The sequence below is a fragment of the Mixta mediterraneensis genome (assembly GCF_030283135.1).
Classification (GTDB): domain Bacteria; phylum Pseudomonadota; class Gammaproteobacteria; order Enterobacterales; family Enterobacteriaceae; genus Pantoea; species Pantoea mediterraneensis.
In genome coordinates this window covers 1-18771 of record NZ_JASUAZ010000058.1, presented here as the reverse complement: position 1 = coordinate 18771, position 18771 = coordinate 1, and the positions used below count along the sequence as shown (strand labels likewise).

Sequence of the window (18771 nt, the reverse complement as noted above, 5' to 3'; positions counted from 1 at the left end):
CGACATCGTTCCGACCTATTAGTCGTTTTAATTAGAAAGAAAATGAAGGCGAACGCATAAATTCAAAGTCCAGTCTGCGTATTACTTGTATTTTGGTATCGATTCCGTTTCAACATATTAGATGGACAACAAGGGGACAAAAAGTTTGTGAGACGAAGGGATCAAGTTTTTTTTTAAATGTTAACCCGCCATCTAGTGAAATACTACTGAGCATAAAATAGATATTGAACATAATTTGAAACATGGTTCAGCAATATTTCCAAGGAAATAAATTTCAAACCAAATTTTATATGGTTTCCTTTATTTAAATAAAACAAAATAAATTGGTAAGTAAAAATGTGATTCACAGGAAATCGATTTGAATGGTGACGGGTGGATCGTGATTGCTCAATCGAAAACAATTGATTCCGTTTCAAAGAAAACATACAAGTGAATTATATGGATATATATAATGGTGATTGGTCCCGGACGACGACATATGTGACATCATCATCATCAACATTGGTAACATTGAGTGTGCCTCATCATTACCCACAATCAGTAACCGCAAAGATGCGGTCGTGTCACGGGGATTCGGGTTCGCTCGAACTGTCAATTGCTCCCGATTTAGTCTCTTAGAGTATAAAAAGCAAATGAGAAACGAATCTGCCACTTTTAACCATCACCGTCATAGTACACATTTTGCAGTTGTTAGAGTAAAGAATCATTCATTCCCCTCCCCGTCTTTCCCTTCCCGTGCCAAATAACCGAGAATCCCGTTTTTTGTCTAACTCCCGACATCGTCATTTCTCCGCTATATACCAATCCGGGAATCAGAAAAGTGATTCTCTCCAAAATCGTTCTAGTTCTCACGCCTATTGGAATCCTCAACAGACACATAGAAAGAATTTTCAGTTCATCCGTCATCTTCCATTCTCAACAAATCGATAAAGAAGAAATTTAAGCTCAAAATGTCAGGAAATCATTTTAGAAAAAAAGTGACTAAACTTGTGAACATTGGCTAATTAATATTGATCTAATTAAAATTTAATTGTCATCAGTTATGACAAAGTTGAAAATAGAAAGAATAAAAAAAATAAATTACAGAAACGATAGTAGATGTACAATCAATAATAATAACAACAACAGCAACGTTGAATAAAGAAGAGTAAAATATTAAAAATGCTCAAGTCATTCAGGTCTGGAACATGATCGATCACATTAGAGCAAAAGCACATAATACAAAATTATTATTTCTGGAATCATGGAATTGGAAAATATAAACGAGAGAAAGCGGAAGAGAGAAAGAGAGGCAAGCAATAGAGCGAATGAGTGTAAAAGAATGTCCACCACTTTTATAACCGATTCTAACTTGAATTTAGCTAAATTCGATAATGGACGGTTTTTGGTGAGAGGCAAGAAATAAATTAGCTAACAATTTGTTCGTACAAATTGACGTTCTCAATCTATGAATGAATGTGTCATGGGAGATCGTCGTCGAGAACACCAAAAAGAATGGGAAAAACTTTTCTGGAACACAAATCTCGCACTCAAAATTGCCATTCTAGAACTGAATTCTCAGTCAGTTTGCTACAATTCGAAGCAAGCAAAAGGTTTTTTGCACTTTGGTACTGGTACCAGAGTACTTATTTAATACAGGGGTCTTCGAATTGAATCACAAGATCCACTTGTGGGTTCAGAACATTTTGTGAAAGAAAATGTAATGTAACCATATACCGCATTGCATTTTTGCAAAATATCATTACAGTTGAATGAACATTTTGATTTTAAACATCAAAAATGAACTTTTCACTGAATGATATGTGAGCTTGTGTCTTGGAAAAAAAGTTTGAAGACCTCTGGTATAATATATATGGAGACAAAACAAAAAAGCTCATCAACGGTCTAATTATAATTCTCAAGTCAAACTGTAATGACAGAGTCTCACTGGTTTTTTTTTTGGTTGGAACACCAAAGTCATGGAACAGCCAGAAACAGAAACGGGCAAATATAAAAGTAGTGAAAAGATTGAAGGGGTAAGAATGGGCCATTTCATAAACTAGTAGTGGCTCTTTGATCACGGCTGACTTCACTTATGGTCTCAAATGTCGACTAATGAAATTCTTCTATTTTTTAGCTCAAGTGGCTGATATAAATGGTGTATGTAATCATAACCAGTCGGTCAAGCGGTTTAGTTTAGTTGGTGAACGGTTATCCGTTCGACATGGATGACCAAACCCGCTGTCGTCATTCGAAATAGGGTCTCATATACATGTATATGTTTTCTAATAATTAAAATTCAAAAAATGTCAAAAAGTTTCCCAACTCTAAGAGAAGGCCACTTTTTGACGTCGTTAGTGTGTGTGTGTAGATGCAAAAACAAAAGGGGAGAAAAGAGAAATGGCTCAAACCGATTTTACAGTTGACATACCATCGATGTGTGTGTGTGGACACTAATACGATAGTTAGCCAACGCAAATTTGCAAAACTAAACCTAAAAGTAGAGAATATTCGTTGTGGAAAAGGGGTTATATGTAGATGATGTTTCTGGGGACGGCCAGCGGCATCGCCTTTTCACCCATACTGAACTAAGGCTTGAAAATCGGATGGCGTTCCGTTGAGTCTCTCTTTTGCATTGAGTTTAGTCGTTTTTTTGTTGGCATTTGGCGCTAATTGAATTTATAATTGCACTTTAATTCAATTTAATTCTAATTTGTGACCAACCAGCAACAACATTCAAGTATTGGACTCGTGCCATGCTGGGGCTAGACTGCAGTTTGGCTTGCTTGCTTTCCTCCCTTCCTCTACACTATTTCTCTTTCTTTGTCATAATTATTTTAATTACAAGGATCAAATTAGAAATGTGTATGTATGGAAATAGAGGCAACACACACACACACGCACAAAAAGTAGGAAATGTCCATCATCATGTCAATATAACTTTACAACCTAAAGTTGAGACAGCTTGTCTCGTACAATATTCCAGTTAAAATGAGTAAAAAAATTTTCTCTAAAAAACAGAACTGTTAAAAACAGAAGAATGCATCGAATGGAATATCAAATAACGAAACAAATAGAATTTGGATTAGATCAAATTGAAATTCAGAATGAGAATTCTTAACACACCATCTTATAGCCTAGCAACGGCACAAAATATTTGACAAAATAATAATTGTAACATAATAATAATAATCGTTATCACCCTAGCTATAATTGAGTGTATCGCGATGAACCGCAAAAACATTTCATCATATAATAAGTATGATTTAATATATTACTACATGAACATTGTACCAGAAACATTGATTCTTACATTAGGTGGTGAATGAATTGAAATTTATAGTGAAAGGACGATGGAAAGAATGAAAATGACGGCCAAGATTGATGTCTATGATTCAAAGAGCATAAAAGCAATGAAAAAAAAACGATTGGAGGTTAATTTTGGGTTCTGAACACATTTAGTGTGAAAACAAGGAAGTTAGAGAGGGAGAGGGAGAAGGAGAGAAAGAAAGATTGCATCTCGTTAGACTTTTAGTTAGGTTCAAACAAAATGATTAATTACAATTTGGACTCTTTGTGTCCGTCGACTTTCTATACGATAAAACAATGCACACGACGACTAAAGGGCGAAAGTAATGGTAAGACCAGTTTGGAGCAAAGGTCGACACCAGAGTTATCTAATGATATACCAGTGTTAAATACACACACACACACACGCACGCACAAGAATATCTCCAATAATGGTATCAAACGATCACACTTGTGTGTATGCTGGTTGAAAAACACTCATCTTCATCATTGAAAGTCACAACAAGACCAATGATTAATGAACAAATGTTCTCCTCACTATTCCAATGTTCTCTTGTGTGATTTAATATTCTAAGAGTGTCAAACTATAGATTGTAACTCACATTCTCACGACGATATGAATAATAAAAAAAACTGAATGATGGACCTTTTTTTGAACACTAAGACAATTGTCAGCAAATGACAAAACACTTTTCATCGTAGTCAGCTAAAAAAATTAATCGCTAATCGTGCCGATCTTCTGATAAATGAATGAGAATGTCGACACACTCACATAAACACACACACACGCGCGGAATCAAAATTACTCACTAAAATGATGAGAGTTAACAAAAAAAAAGTAATTCTTCACCCCATTCTTCATTTTAGCAAACATTTTCCGTGAATACATTCATCAAACCAAGAGAAAATAATTAAGTATTGGGTAAAAACAATCCAGTTTTGGTAATTAGATGATTCGGCTTGTAGATTCATCAAACTAAAGAGTTAGAAGAAAAGAGTGAATGAGAGAAAGAGAGAGTCAATAAAGGGACAAGGCAAGTTTAGAGATAGGAAGGAGAGGGAAAGAGCAAACAAAACTTTCAATAGGGAAAATTCGGGGTCGATACTAAAGTAAACTAAACTAAACTAGATAAAATATAATTTTAATTATGATTTTAATTAAATGAGATGAAATGTTTATTAAAGAATTGTGTCGCATTGAATGCTGTTATGAATCGATTCGTATTTGCACCATCATAGTCTCTAGATTTTTGAAAGTTTCATTACTTTCATTTGAGCATTGTTTACAAGTTTAAATTTTTAAATTTCATCTAGTTCAAGTCTTATCTTACAACAGTAAATACTATATGAAAACGATTTCGATCGAAAAACAAATCCGTAACAAAAGAATGAAGTTTGCCAAAAAATAATCTCATTTATTAAATTTGCCGTCTCTTCTAAATTCAAAATCTTTCCTTGACACGCATGTTCTCAATTTGCTATACAATCTCAAACAGTATTAAATTAGTCTAATCTTTAATGCATTCAGCAAAGAAAAAAGTTTTTAAACGTTTGAAATTCCTGCAACATAGATCTCAAATTGAAGGGTTGAGAGTTGATGAAAATAAATTAAATAAAAGTTAAAAGATTGAAACAAAAGACCAGAATAAAACGAGAGAAAATTTGAATAAACACATTGTTTTGATTGGGATAAGGTTCAGTTGCAAACAAACTGGAGGCTATCGATGATGGGACGTTAATGGATTCAAGTATTCAGAAAAACAAATTTAATTCGTCACAAAATGGCACTTAGGTTGTCAATTAAACTCTGAAGAAAACATTCTCAACCATCACCGCCAAAAAAAGCGATCCAAATTTCACAGTCCAAATCAGTGGACCAGTCAGTATTTTTTGTCGTTGATGCTGAAAGCCTTACAGCAAGATATAGGACGAATAGGCGACAAACTTTAATTATGGCAATAATTAATCGAGACAAAAATGGTAATGCAATTAAAAATGAAGATAATTGCTTCAGCCTGGTTGGTTGATTGAGAATCAAAAAGAAAAAAAAATTAGCATTGAGAGAGAAAGGGTGCGATAGAAAATTTCCTAATAATAATTTGGAATAAAATGGGGAATGGTCTTACAACGATGCCCCAATACGTAGGTTGCTTTGTTCAAAGTTGGATTCTGGTTTTTTATGTTCCCACCCCTATTGAAGATGTCATCAATCGATCCTATCCTCTCTTTCTCATTTTCTTTTATTCTCCAATTGGGGCAAATAGTGGTCCGTTCCCGCCTCAACCTCAGAGAAAGACGATAGTGAACGAAACCGAAGCGAGGAACGAATATTTTATAAATCTAAGTTCATTGAATCTCATGTTTCATCACGAATGCAAATTATGCATCGATTGGTTAAGTACGGATAGACTAATCATAACAACGGCTAATGTGCAAATGAAGGGTTAATCAAAATCGATTTTCAACCATTTTGTGTTCGCTCATTACACTGGACTATGTTACCGAACTGTAATGCCACCACCGCCGTTGCCGCCGCCGTCGTCGCCTGTCATCCATGGATGAATGGAATGATAGGACAATACTGACTTATTCTGTGACTCGATTCGACTCGTCCGTTCCATAAAAAACAAGACGAATATGGCAACCCATTATCGGCATAGTTTTTAATTGGTATCAATCGTTTGATTCAATGAAAGCGTCAATGTCCAACCGGATAAGTGAGGACCTGAGCCAATCGGTGACAGTAAACAAGCGCAATCAGAAACGGGACGCAATCGGAGATCATTTGACGATGAGAGAAGACAAAAGTCTAGAATGGGAAACGTACATGATGCACATGCGTTCCCTTGACAATTAGCTGTTTTGAACTGAATTTTTTTTATGTAGTCTACACATTCGGATCCAAGCTTCACTTTATTTTCCTCATCCTCAATAGTGTTGAGTATAAAGTGGCGGGATAAACACGCATTGACAATTTACACACATGAGATGCTTTGAAAGAAAGTTCAAATGAAAGGCAAGGCAAAAAGGAAAGAATAGAGAATGTAGTGAGATGGAAGTAAAAAGTGCGACTAGCCATTAGCTTAGCTATTGGGCCAACATACAACCCGACACAACACACGACGGTCGCCTTTATCTGTTGGTCGAGTTGACATCTAATTTAAATTGCAACGTCCGACCGGACCGGACTAGCCGATGTTTCAACACAACTTGATGGCTCGAATCGGCTCAAGCCGAACCGAGCCAAGCTTAAACTTGAATGCAATTTGCCGGCCTTGTATGTGTGTGTGTGTGTGTGTGTGTGTGTGTGTGTGTGTTTACTAGAATGAATGAAAGAAAGTGCAAAGACAAACAAACGGATCCAGTGTACCGCGCTTCTGTTGCTGTCGTGTCGTGTCGTGCTCTCTTAGTGGCGCAATTGTCTCCATTACCACCATCGCCACCGCTGCCGTCGTCACCAGAATGGACAGGAACCAAAGGGGTGAAAGTAATGGCAAAATGTTGGCAGCTTCAGCCTGGCCATGTGTTGTGTTGCATGTAATGAATGTAGAAAACATTTTAGAATACTATACCCAAAAAATCTGAGGATGGCATCGGATCTACTTTTCCCCTTCGTATTCCATTCATTTAGGTTTGGGTGCCGTCACCAATTGCAATCGCCAATGGATAGTGTCAACTCATGCATAATGAATGTCCTAAGATCCGTTGGTCGTCGCCGAGAATGTTTGTGTTTGAGTGTATTCGCGCCGTGTTCTATCTACGCCAATTGACGCATTGACACACACACACACAATGAGAAAAGCAAAGAGAGAGGGGAGAGAGAGAGACTATGAGATACCCGTATTAGAAGGCCTTATTCATTCATCCACAATATTCACATACATAAAGAATACATGTGAATAAAGAGTCGATTTTGTATATATTGCAAATAAAATTCAATTTCAATAAAGAATGGTTTTGTAAGCAGAGATACAAGTTAACGATAGGACGATGCGACAACAACAGTATAGTGGAAATAACCTGTCAACAAATAAAACTAATTCCAATGTTACATTGACAATAGGACAAGAAGTGTGCCGTAGAATACAAACAAATTGTCTCGAGAATCGACAACATTCGACAGATGTAATAAGACATCCAAAAGAGTGCAAACGAATGTGAGAAAAAAAAGAAAAAAAAATCAAAATTTTAGATTGAAGAAATGAATTTGTTCTATTTTGTCAATGATTGGATTTGAATGTGATACACTCTATTGAAAATTAGAATAACCGGAAGAACAAAAGATTCAATTTTTTGTGGAAATGTGTGTTTGTTTGTGTGTGTGTGTTTATTGTTGTTTTGTTCTAGATTCAACTCAATTTATTTGGTTCAACGACTACTAATGATAATGTGATGATGTGTTCTACTGGCCGAAAGGGACAACTTTATTGCACCACATTAGTTAAATATAGAATGCGACATAACAGATTTACCATATTTTTTTTATCAAATCATTATTGGTTGATCTGGTTATCTGTCGACACCTTAAAATCCTTGTTGCTTATAAAATTTGATGTGAAAATTTAATTGAATAATGCGATAAAATGTTCTATTATATCGTAACATTATATGTGACTGAATAGTTCTAATTGCTAATAATAACTCTTTAAAGCTAATTTTAATTGAAAAATAAACCTTACATCAAAAATTAACTTTAAATGTCTTTGCTAAATAAAGAAATGTCAATTTATAACCAAAATTTTGAATTTTTTGACTAATGAAATTTTGGTAAAGTTTTAATTCAATTATAAGATAGAACATAAAAATTGTTTCATCAATTAATCTAGAATTGAAATTTTTTCCCTCAAACCATAATTTGGTGAGTATATGACAATTCGACCACATGCAAATAATAGTAAGAACACGAATATAGATTGAAATAGAATATGAGTTTGAATGGGAATTCAATTTATAACAAAATGTAAATTTGTAAACCTTTTTATTTCAATTCAATTGTTTTTTTGTTCAAATTGAAGTTTGATATTTGTCAATTCTGTTTGCTAATTAAGTGTGCATCACTGCAGCAAGATTTAAAGCAAAAAAAATAAGCATTACAATTGGAAACCAAAAAATTCGACGGACTCTCTATTCATGAATCAGTGCAATTAACCTTAGTCAATCGGTCGTGTGTGTGTGTATGTGCCGTAGTCGTTGTATATACGTCAAGTGACATCTTATAAAATAAAAGCTTCTGTTTTTTTGTTCAGCTTGTCGCCAACAAGGCAGCCAACAAAACCAAACGAATAGTCAAAATGAAGCCAGTCAATCAAACCAACGAGCCAACCAAACACTCACTCACTCACACACACACACACACACACACTAGGTGAACCAATCGGCCAGAAACTAATTAGTTTTTCGGTACTGAGTAAAGACAAAAAATCTTGAATAAATTAACAACCAAACTAGGACCAACATGGCCACCAGAATTCAGAAGCAAACAAAACATACACATACACACACACGAATATTCGACAAAAAATAGAGGAGGCTTGTTGTCGTAATTGGCTGCCGTTTGTCAACTCGTCTGCTCAGGCATCGGCAATTATGTTCCAGCAGAGTCAAGCCGACGGCTAAAGGACAAAGATGCTCGAGAGTTGGGAGAAAAGAGATGAGAACCGAGAATGAATGAATAAACGAACGAACGAAAGAATGAACCAACAGTCTAGTTGTGGTTAGAGATAGAATCAAAGAGAGAAAGAGAGAGAGAGAGAGAGAGAGAGAGAGAGAGAGAGAGAGAGAGAGAGACGCCCAATCCATGCGAGGAACGGGTTTGAAAACCCAAACGAAAATATAAACCACATTGAATGTTTGTGTTTGTTCAAGACCTCAGAAAACAATAAGCGGAATGAAAGCAAGCAAGCCCAGAGGCAATTGAATGACGAGCTTCATCCAACCAATTCCATATGCTCATAATACGCATTGAAAGTAAAAAATGTGAAAACCATCTATTGAACTCAATCTAAGTTGACACTTAAGCCCATTTTGGTTCATTGGTGTACAAGTTATTTCCTCATTTCAGAAAAATCGTATGACAAACGAATCAAAACGATAAAATAATTAAAAACATACTTGTTTCACGAATAGCATCGTACAATTGCAAGAAATGGGGGGACATTTAAAACAAAACAATTATTCTCAACAGCGAGCGAGCGAGCAAACGCGTGTGTGTCGAGTGTCAAATACGACGATGAACATTCGAACAACAAAATTGCAATTGTCAAGATGTACTACACACGGTACATCTCTAAGGAATAAACCGAACGAGATGCCATACAAATGAAAAATTGAAAAATAGGAAAAAGTGCCAATTTGGTAATTGAATAAATAGAGATGAAAGCAACACACTGGGGATGTGGTGACGATGTCAGTGTCGTTCTAAACATTGTCAACTTTGTCAACATAGATTCGATGGAAATTTTGAGTAAGAACTAAAGAAAAAAAAATTCGATTTACTCGAATCGAAAGATAAAGATCGTTTGGTTTGTAGTTCTGTTCTGAAATGTATGTTTTAGACAATTAAAATTCTTATTTGAATTACAATTGATTGTGAAAACAAAAGAGTTCATCAACAAAAAATGAGAAAAAGAGCCGAAAGATAGAAAAAAATAAAAAAATCACAAACATCATGATTGATTCGATTCAGTTCTCAATCATGCGTTTAACGAATGGTAGTTCAATCCACGCGAACCTAAACCTCAAGGTGAATTGAAGGACAACATCGGAACATCGACGACACCATTGTGTGATGTGTCGCGTGTGATTTAACCCTTCACTTCAAACAGCTTTCAAGCCAACTAAGAAACGGTGGAGAGAACAAAGAGGGTTGATGCAAAAAAAAGACACAATTCAAAGTTACCTCAACACAGGACTGGTTATTGTGCCGTCCCCATTTTGTTGGGCAACCCTTTTGTTCACAATCATTGTCCCGTTCAGTTTGATGGCAATTGTAAGCATCACGCAAATACAATCAATTGAGACTTAGTAGGCTTAATCTTTGGCCAACACACACAAATATTGCACTCTTCACTTTATACCTCAGTTATATAAGTGCATTCCCATGTGCTTAGATCTATAACAGAACGAACGAAAGACGAAAAAAACGGAATCTTATGTTGAAAGTTTTGCGCCGATCAGAGGCTTTATTTCCCTTCAAATTGTGATATATATATAAATAGTTGGGTAATATATAGTTCCACGATCCTCCAGAGAACGGAGAACCAGAAAAGCGGTAAAAAGCCGAAAATGGAAACCAAATTGGTCGTGATGGCGACGGGAGAGAACCCAGGATTGCATTCTCTCTTTCTCTCTCAAATTATCGTGCGAAAAAAGCAGAAAATTTACCGTTCCAATGGATGACGAATCACCCTTTCACTAATTGACACTGGTGGATCATAAATCTCAAATCACGCAAATCATAAATAAAAATAAACCAAAATTTGACTTTTAAAAAAATTGACAAAACATCATCAATTAACAAAACAGTTTTTTGTGTACATTTTTAAAAGTGAACGCAACAGAATTTTTACTAAATTTTAAAGTAAATGTCAATTCATATTCAAAGGAAAAATTATATTTAAATCAAATTGTAGAAACAGAGTGGGAAAAACGCAATAATGGTCATCACATTTCCGATGAAATGTTTAATGAAACATTCATTCTTTTGATGTATAAATTATTAATTGAGTTCAATAAAAGCATACATACAAACATTTTATTTGAAACTGAGATTTCGGTTTCTAGAGTGGACTTGCCAATACGAAAGAATAAACGGTAAAAACTTGCTAAGCCAATAATCGGACTCTATCACTTGCGTTAATGAGCTTTGATCGTTTCGAAAAGTTGTAATGCATTATGACGTTTGTTAACAGCTAAGACAACAACAAATTACAATAGAAAAAATTTTGGAGAATAACTTTTCGATGAATAAAAATATATGGAAAAGAATATACAACTTTGCAATCAAATTAATAATGGAGCGAATCGTATAATATTTGCTTTCATATCTTACAAACAGACCGAACATGACACATTCATAGAACATGACCACTAAACACCAGCTTTCGGTTTCCGGTAATCGGGCAAATGCTGTTATGAGTGGAAACAAGTGAAAGAGTTATATTTACTCAACAATAAAGTAAAGGAAAGTGTACATATATGCAATCGAATGATTAATTAAGGCTTGAAATTCCGTTCAAAACAGTCGACATTGTGGCAACACATCGCGCAAGTTTAATATTTAAATAATAACAATGAATAATAGAAATGGCTACCACAAGAGAGAGAGAGAGAGAGAGAGAGAGAGAGAGAGAGAGAGAGAGAGAGAGAGAGAGAGAGAGAGAGAGAGAGAGAGGGAAAAGGGGAGAGATGGAAAAGGAGAAAGACTATTCCAACAGCAATCATTTTGGTTTGGTTTGGTAGGCACATCGGAATCGGTCGACGTTTATGAACGAAAGACGGCTTGATATGAAAGACAAAAGGGGACACTTAATAAATTAAACATTATATTTTACTGGACAGGGGTGAAAAGACAAACCATAAATTTGAGAATGAATAGTGTGTAGACGAAGAGTATAGAGGGAGAGAGGGAGAGGAAGAGAGAATGGCGTTCTGAAACATGAAATCAAATATGGAATGAATGATCCACTAAGTGTAATGTATTCGTCTCCGATGGGAGAATAGTTTAGAAATATGAAAAGAGTCCGCGTGTTGCAAATTAATGGCCACACACAACATGGGACAGCATTAAATGCAAATTGTCTGGACATTGACGAAAAATGGTTCGTGAATGAAAAATATAGTAAACGAGTGGACACATACTAAGACATAAACCAGATCGTTTAAAATGAAACCCATCCAAAAAACGGTCTGGTGTCCGATCATGATGCCATTCAATGTTTCCGAATGTGCCGCAAGGTCCATTAATAACCAATAGATGCTAAGAAGTGAGATGGTGGCATTAGCAAATGAAAATGGACCCGATTCCCGATTCATTCTCTCTTCCTATTAGTCTCCAATGAGACTCCCAACGTGCAATTAGTTTTGTGGACGCAAGGGGGAAAAGGAGAAGAAGAGAATAGGCAAATGAAAGAGTTGCCTACATCGTCGTACATCCAAAATGATTATTAATGATTCAGAATGGTCGACCATTCGACGGCACATTATATTGTCTTGAAATGAACCTTGTGTCTCCTCAAAATGCAATGAAAGACTCAAGCAATTCTTGCATATATAAAAATTAGCCATTAAAAATGGGTCCAAAATGTGAAACGTGAAACTAAAAGGGATGTAACTTTAATTATTACATAACCAATAATGTTTCTCATTACGTCATTATTAATGCGCGCGCACAAGCATTAGACAGTCGTAATGAATGTTTCTACATGATTTGGATTGGGTTTCGAAATCAACTTACAAAGGCATCAAAAAATAATGCCAGACACAATTTTTGGTGAGAAAAATTCAATTAAAATGGCACAAGAAAATTGCAATTAAAGGCTATAACCAAAAGGATTGTAAGACAAACAAGCATTCCATAATCGAATCATTCTTCACATACCACATCGAGATGGTATGCAATTGCATTTTGGATCGTGTTGCATTTTTTTGAAAGGATATGAAATGAGTGTTGCCTTTCCATACTTTACAATCAACTTGATACAATGTAGACGTCTGGAATCGGATATCTAATATTAAATGCAAATCTAAGCATCTTTTACAACATTCGATGCACATTAGTTACCGTCCACCATTTCAGTCATGTTTAATTATCAACATTGTACACATATCAAATAATGTAAGGCAAGGATTTTTTGATTGAGTTTGCTAAGTGGTTTTTCCGTTGAAATCAACCTCGGTTTTTGGTTGTATTCGATGAGAACATCTCATGTATGCAAATTAAGAAATTAGCAACCGAAATAATGGAATTGAGTGTAAAGAGAAGTGACATTCAAATGGAACAATACGGAATATTAGAACGCACACACACAAATGTCAGCAGGCAGAGGACAGATTACAAAGTATGGAAAAGTATACAAGACGAGAATGAGTGTAAATGATAATCGACGATGACAGATGAAACGAACATTAATGGGGCGACATTATTTAATGCAATTTGAAGCAAAAGAATAAAAAAATGAATAAAAACCTTAGGAATCGAGAATGAGAAGGAAAGAGTGAGAGAAAAGCTTTGTCAACTCAATTAAACATGAGATGCCTGCGGCTCGATGATTTTATATTTATATATAAATTCCACTTGACACGCGTCTTTGTTTCCTAAACTTATTTTCAATTTCTTTTATTATAGATATATATAACAAATAGATGGCCATCAACCAATATCTTAATTTAACATGGGCATCAAATAATAGTGAAGAAAAAAACGATTCCTTTAGGCATTAATTTTGGGTGGAAAAAAAACAAGTAGGAAGAAAGAGAGTGTTTAAGAGTTTAATTACAAGTGAAATGTTTCGGTGATCGACACTCCCGATAGCAATTGCTTCAAATTAGTGTCAATCTTAAAACAAATTAAGTGTGAACAATCGAGAATTGAGTTTCAAGGGAAGGGAACCGAAAAAAAACAAAAAAAAAGAACAAATTATAGACGAACGTTTGCGTAAACTTAACGGAATTGTACCAAATGAGTTTATATGTATGTGTGTGAGTTGTCGGTTTGTGTGATAAAAAAAATTGACCACAAACACGACCGCGGCCATATGGCAAATAAATGTTTGGAAATATAGTAATAAATATGGGTACACAAGTCAAGATCGGCCAAGCAAAACCGATTGCCCATAAATTCAGTGATGATGATGATGATGATGGCAGTTAGGCAACCATTTTGTTCGTTGATGTTGTTGGACGAAGAGGAAAAACTTGATATATATAAAAAAAGTTAACATTTTAGATCGCCTAAAAAATGGATCGACTTTAAAAGAAAGTATTCAAGCTTTGTATGAGAGAGATCTATTTCTAAGTAATTTAACCGCAATAAGGACACGTAAACCTCATTAAGACGCATTGCATCTGAAAGTGGGTATGTGTGGTCCAATGCTTTTGCTTATCGACGCACCGAAAGCCAGAAAGACAAATCAACCTAGAAAAGTAGATGAGAACGGTAGCTAAAATATTACAAAACGGTTGCAAACACTTTGAATCGACCCATTAATTTTGTTTCACGAAAAATTTATCAGCACAAATGCACACAGCATATGATATATCGAATGAAAGAAGAAGAAAAAGAAGAAGCGGCAAATCGTTCGAAATGATAAATAATATTGAATGTATCAGACACGCAAAAAGAAGAAAATCGGTTTACTTTTCGGTGCTATGATCAATGAGAATAAGAAAAAATACGAATGAAAGAGCGTACGAACGAATATTTTTGGTTCGACAAATGTTTGAAAAATTATGGCAAACACGTCCATAACGACGAGAACAACATTCTTTTACAAATCTCTCTGTTGTCTCTCTATTTAGTTTGAATGCCATGACAAATATGCTTCTATCTATTTAGATTGTCGATTCATTATGAATCATTCATTAGTCCAATTAGGATCGTAGCATTAAATAAGAGTTGCCTCCACTAATTAGTACATTAACGACGACACGACGTCGCCAAGTTATGCGCGAGAAAGAATGAGATGAACGCCATACATTGCAATCGACTTACTAATGCATTTGCGATGTTTGTCAAAAATCGTTCTCTCTTTCGCTCTCTCCCCCATTCATTCTCTTATTCACTATTTGCTTTATTCTTCTTGTGGATGCAATCAGACTAAATCGTAATGATTGTCGAACGTTGAATGATGATGTTCGGAACATCCCGAACCAAATTGCGGCATGTAACGAGCCGAAAATAGCTCTTATGGCTGAGAGGAAAAAAACGTATTGAAAAATAAAAAAAAAATGAAAATTTAATTCGATTTTGATTCAATCAAATGATGATGGGACATAAGGTTTCCATTGTGTGTGTCAGAAATGGACATATGAGAGAAAAAAGTCATAAAAAAGTCCATCATCATCATCAACAAACATTCCATAGTCTTATTATGTCAACTAAAAATTCAAGAATATTCAACCAAATGTGTCCCATTTGAATAAACATTACAATTGTATCCTGCACACATACACAAATGTTAGACATTTTGGTCAGCAATTGAATTGTATGAACCAATACAAAACATTTAACTAAATCATTGAAGCAGAAATTTGAACATTTTACAATATTTTGTCAATTCAAATGTTTCGTTTTGTTTGGGTGCAACCGAATAATATTCTTGCTTCAAAAATATGCATTCTAAGAACATATTTTAGATGAAAGCAAATATGGAAACAAGGTCACCCAATCGAAACATTGAGATCGGTTGGGTGTGACCGACAATAATCCATTTAATCGATTCGGTAATTAATAAAAGAAAAAAGAAGAAAAGTAGTTTATTCTTTTACTAAATATTAGAGAATAAATGTTCTAACTACATGTAAGAGGCGGACAAATGTCAGGAATAACAACCAAAAAAGTTATTATACCTTAGGATCAAGAATGGGGCATAAATATAAACAAACAAACAATCCAAGGGTGGAGTGGAACATTTAAGCAGCTGTCTTCCATAATTTCATTGATACTTTTATTTAGAGCAAACACACCGATACAGGCTCACTTGTCGTCACATGCTTTTGGCAATGTACAATCAAGTCACAATGGAACGACAGTTCCGATCCTAAAATAGATTCAGAGAGTATAGGAAAAGAAAAATAAGTAAATAGGGAAGAACAAAAAAATTGATGGAACACAATGATGATTGGAAGAGAGCGACCGAATGAGAGATGATCGTTTTCTCCAATGCGAATTCGATTGACACAGCGACGACGACGACGACGACGACAACAACAACAACAACAGTCATTCAATTTTATGGCCCTTAGGATAATGGCAATGGAGCTTGTCTCCGAAGGCAAACAAAACACTAACCATTCTCAGAATTGGATCAATAGCAGCATATATGCTAAAGCAACATTCACAAGTGTATCCTCGCCATTCAATACATTCTTAGTATAAGGTGAAAGAAGAAAGAGAATGGAAGGAAAAAACATTGAACCGATGTTTGTTTGCTCAAATATATTTATACTGTTGATCATCATTCTACATTCGGCCATCAAATAGAACCTAAATTGTTGTTTAACCCATGATTCGAATGACCTGAATTGTGCTAGTTACAAATTATACAAATAGAATATACCATTCGGAAGAAATGGTTTTCTTGACATAAATCTTTGTTGAGACATTTAATCAAACGACAACAAACTGATGTTGGATTGATCCAAGTGACATCACACATATATCTTGACGGGACACTTGAGATCTAGCTAAACAAAGCACATCTGTCAGACGACACAAGCCAATCAATAAGAAAATAAAGGCAGTTAGTGTTTGTCTGGTAATAATGGGATAAAGAATATATTGGGTGACTAAAATAATGGTTTAGTTTACGGTATGTGTGTGTATATAATCATTGAGATGGAACATTGAGACAAACAAAAAAAAAACGGGACGATTCTCAATTAAGGTAAAGGCAATTCTCGTTGCGGTATTTTGTAAGGGAGAAGACAAGCACACGAGAGAAAAAAAAGGCGACCACCATATACATATATGGGCGAGGGTGACGTTCGGTCGGGTAGCTAAGGAGAAAGGCCTCGAACGGTACAAAGCAAACATTCTTTAATGGCTATGTGGAAAAGTGAAAGTGTACAAGCCCCACAATGAGAGAAAATGAAAAGGAGAGTCAAGTCTACAGAGGCTCTCAATGATTGAATCGACGTCTAATGCATTAGAGGTGTGCTTGATATCCGATAAGGTAACCCAATAGAATCGATGAATATTGCTCGACCAACACACAACAATGGGTGTTGAATGTCTTAGTGAACGAGAGAATGTCAAAATTCAATTAAGCAAACATTGGATATATTAGCATAGTTGTTACCAAATAGTGGTAAACGATTGCCACTGATTACACCGCCACCACCACCATCATCGATTCAACGGGCCCGCACACACACACACACACACACACACCTGGGCCACAAATTTAATCTTCAAATGGATTCACAAATCAATTTGAACCGCCTACACTACATCTTAGCTCAAATTGTGGATGAACCATACAATCAACAGTAGATTTTTTTTCCACAAAATGGCATGTTCCTCAATTTTTAACGGTTGAATAAAAAATAAATTAAAAAACTTTACACTGAACACACTTAAACAAATTGTTTAACCAATTCTTTTATTCTGGTCTTATATTGCAAATATACTAATGAAAGTGAAAAATTTGTATCAAAATTCAACCATATATCAATGAAATGTTTAGAAACCTTAGTAACGTCAATGTTAGAATAATGGTAATTTTTTTTATTTTGGTTTATTTAGAAACACTCAAAAACAAAAATGAATCGAAGAAGAGGGGAAAATGGAGAGTTTTGGATCAAATACCAATGATACGTGTGAATCGAGTCGGAACAAATGGTTAGTGCCAATTAGAATGATTAAAATACTCGAACCTAAGTTCAAAGGCGAATGGTGGAATCAAACTCTTGAAACCAAAAATGGTTCGGTTACTATAGTTCTAGTTTGGTTGGTTTGTCTAAATTAAAATAAGTGAATACATACTACTAAATAATGGATGATGGAAGGGGACAATCTATACAAATGAATATAAAGTTAGAAAATGGTGTCCTAACAGTCAAAATGGATGTATTTGTCAAAACATCAAAACTTGCAATTCAAATTATAGAGTAGTAATACTCTCACGCCAAAAGGTGAAAAGTTTTTGAATGACAAATGTCAAATCAACTTGTGTGACTTTAGTGTCTGATCTGATCAAAGATTATGGCAATATGAATGCAAAGCAACATTGAAGTTTGGGGGGAGAAACAATTCTTTCAACAAACAACAAGAAGAGGAGAAAAGAGAGAAGAGTCAAAACAAAGCAGAACTTTATTATTCTGCTTTACATTGTATCCATTTTTTTTGTTGATATCGGTATCGTCGTTTTACCTTTTCGTTCATATTATCGAACGCTTTAATGAGCACGACCATGAGAACAAAAAAATTGGACTTTGGTGTGTGTTCGTGAGTTGCGATGAGTTACGTGTACCACGGAACATAATGGAAAAAAAGAGTTCCGCAAATGAGACAAATTTAAGAGAGAACAGGACAAAGGAACGTACATGTAACTGGACATAAATAAATACATGGGAACGTGGACAAATCCCATGCCATTTCAGTGAAGAAGAGGGGGAGAGAGAGAGAGAGATACGTGAGGATATCATTGACCAATTGGACCGGTAGCGTGCCCACTCAAGAGTGACCAAAAGAATCTCAATATTCGTCCTGGTTTCCGTTTTTGGTTGCCAGTCAAAAGTTGGAGAGAGAGAGAGAGAGAGAGA

General features: G+C 35.2%; 1 protein-coding gene. It reads right to left on the bottom strand.

Going from position 1 to position 18771, the window contains the following annotated elements:
• Positions 1–11559: 11559 nt before the first annotated feature.
• Positions 11560–11730 (bottom strand): hypothetical protein, encoded by a 171-nt coding sequence (locus QRY16_RS19920; RefSeq protein ID WP_289777787.1) that lies wholly within the window; start codon positions 11728–11730, stop codon positions 11560–11562.
• Positions 11731–18771: the final 7041 nt, after the last annotated feature.

What these genes read in the sequence shown, in the direction of transcription:
- QRY16_RS19920 (WP_289777787.1), bottom strand. Translation starts at nt 11,730, where the DNA reads ATGATTGCTGTTGGAATAGTCTTTCTCCTTTTCCATCTCTCCCCTTTT.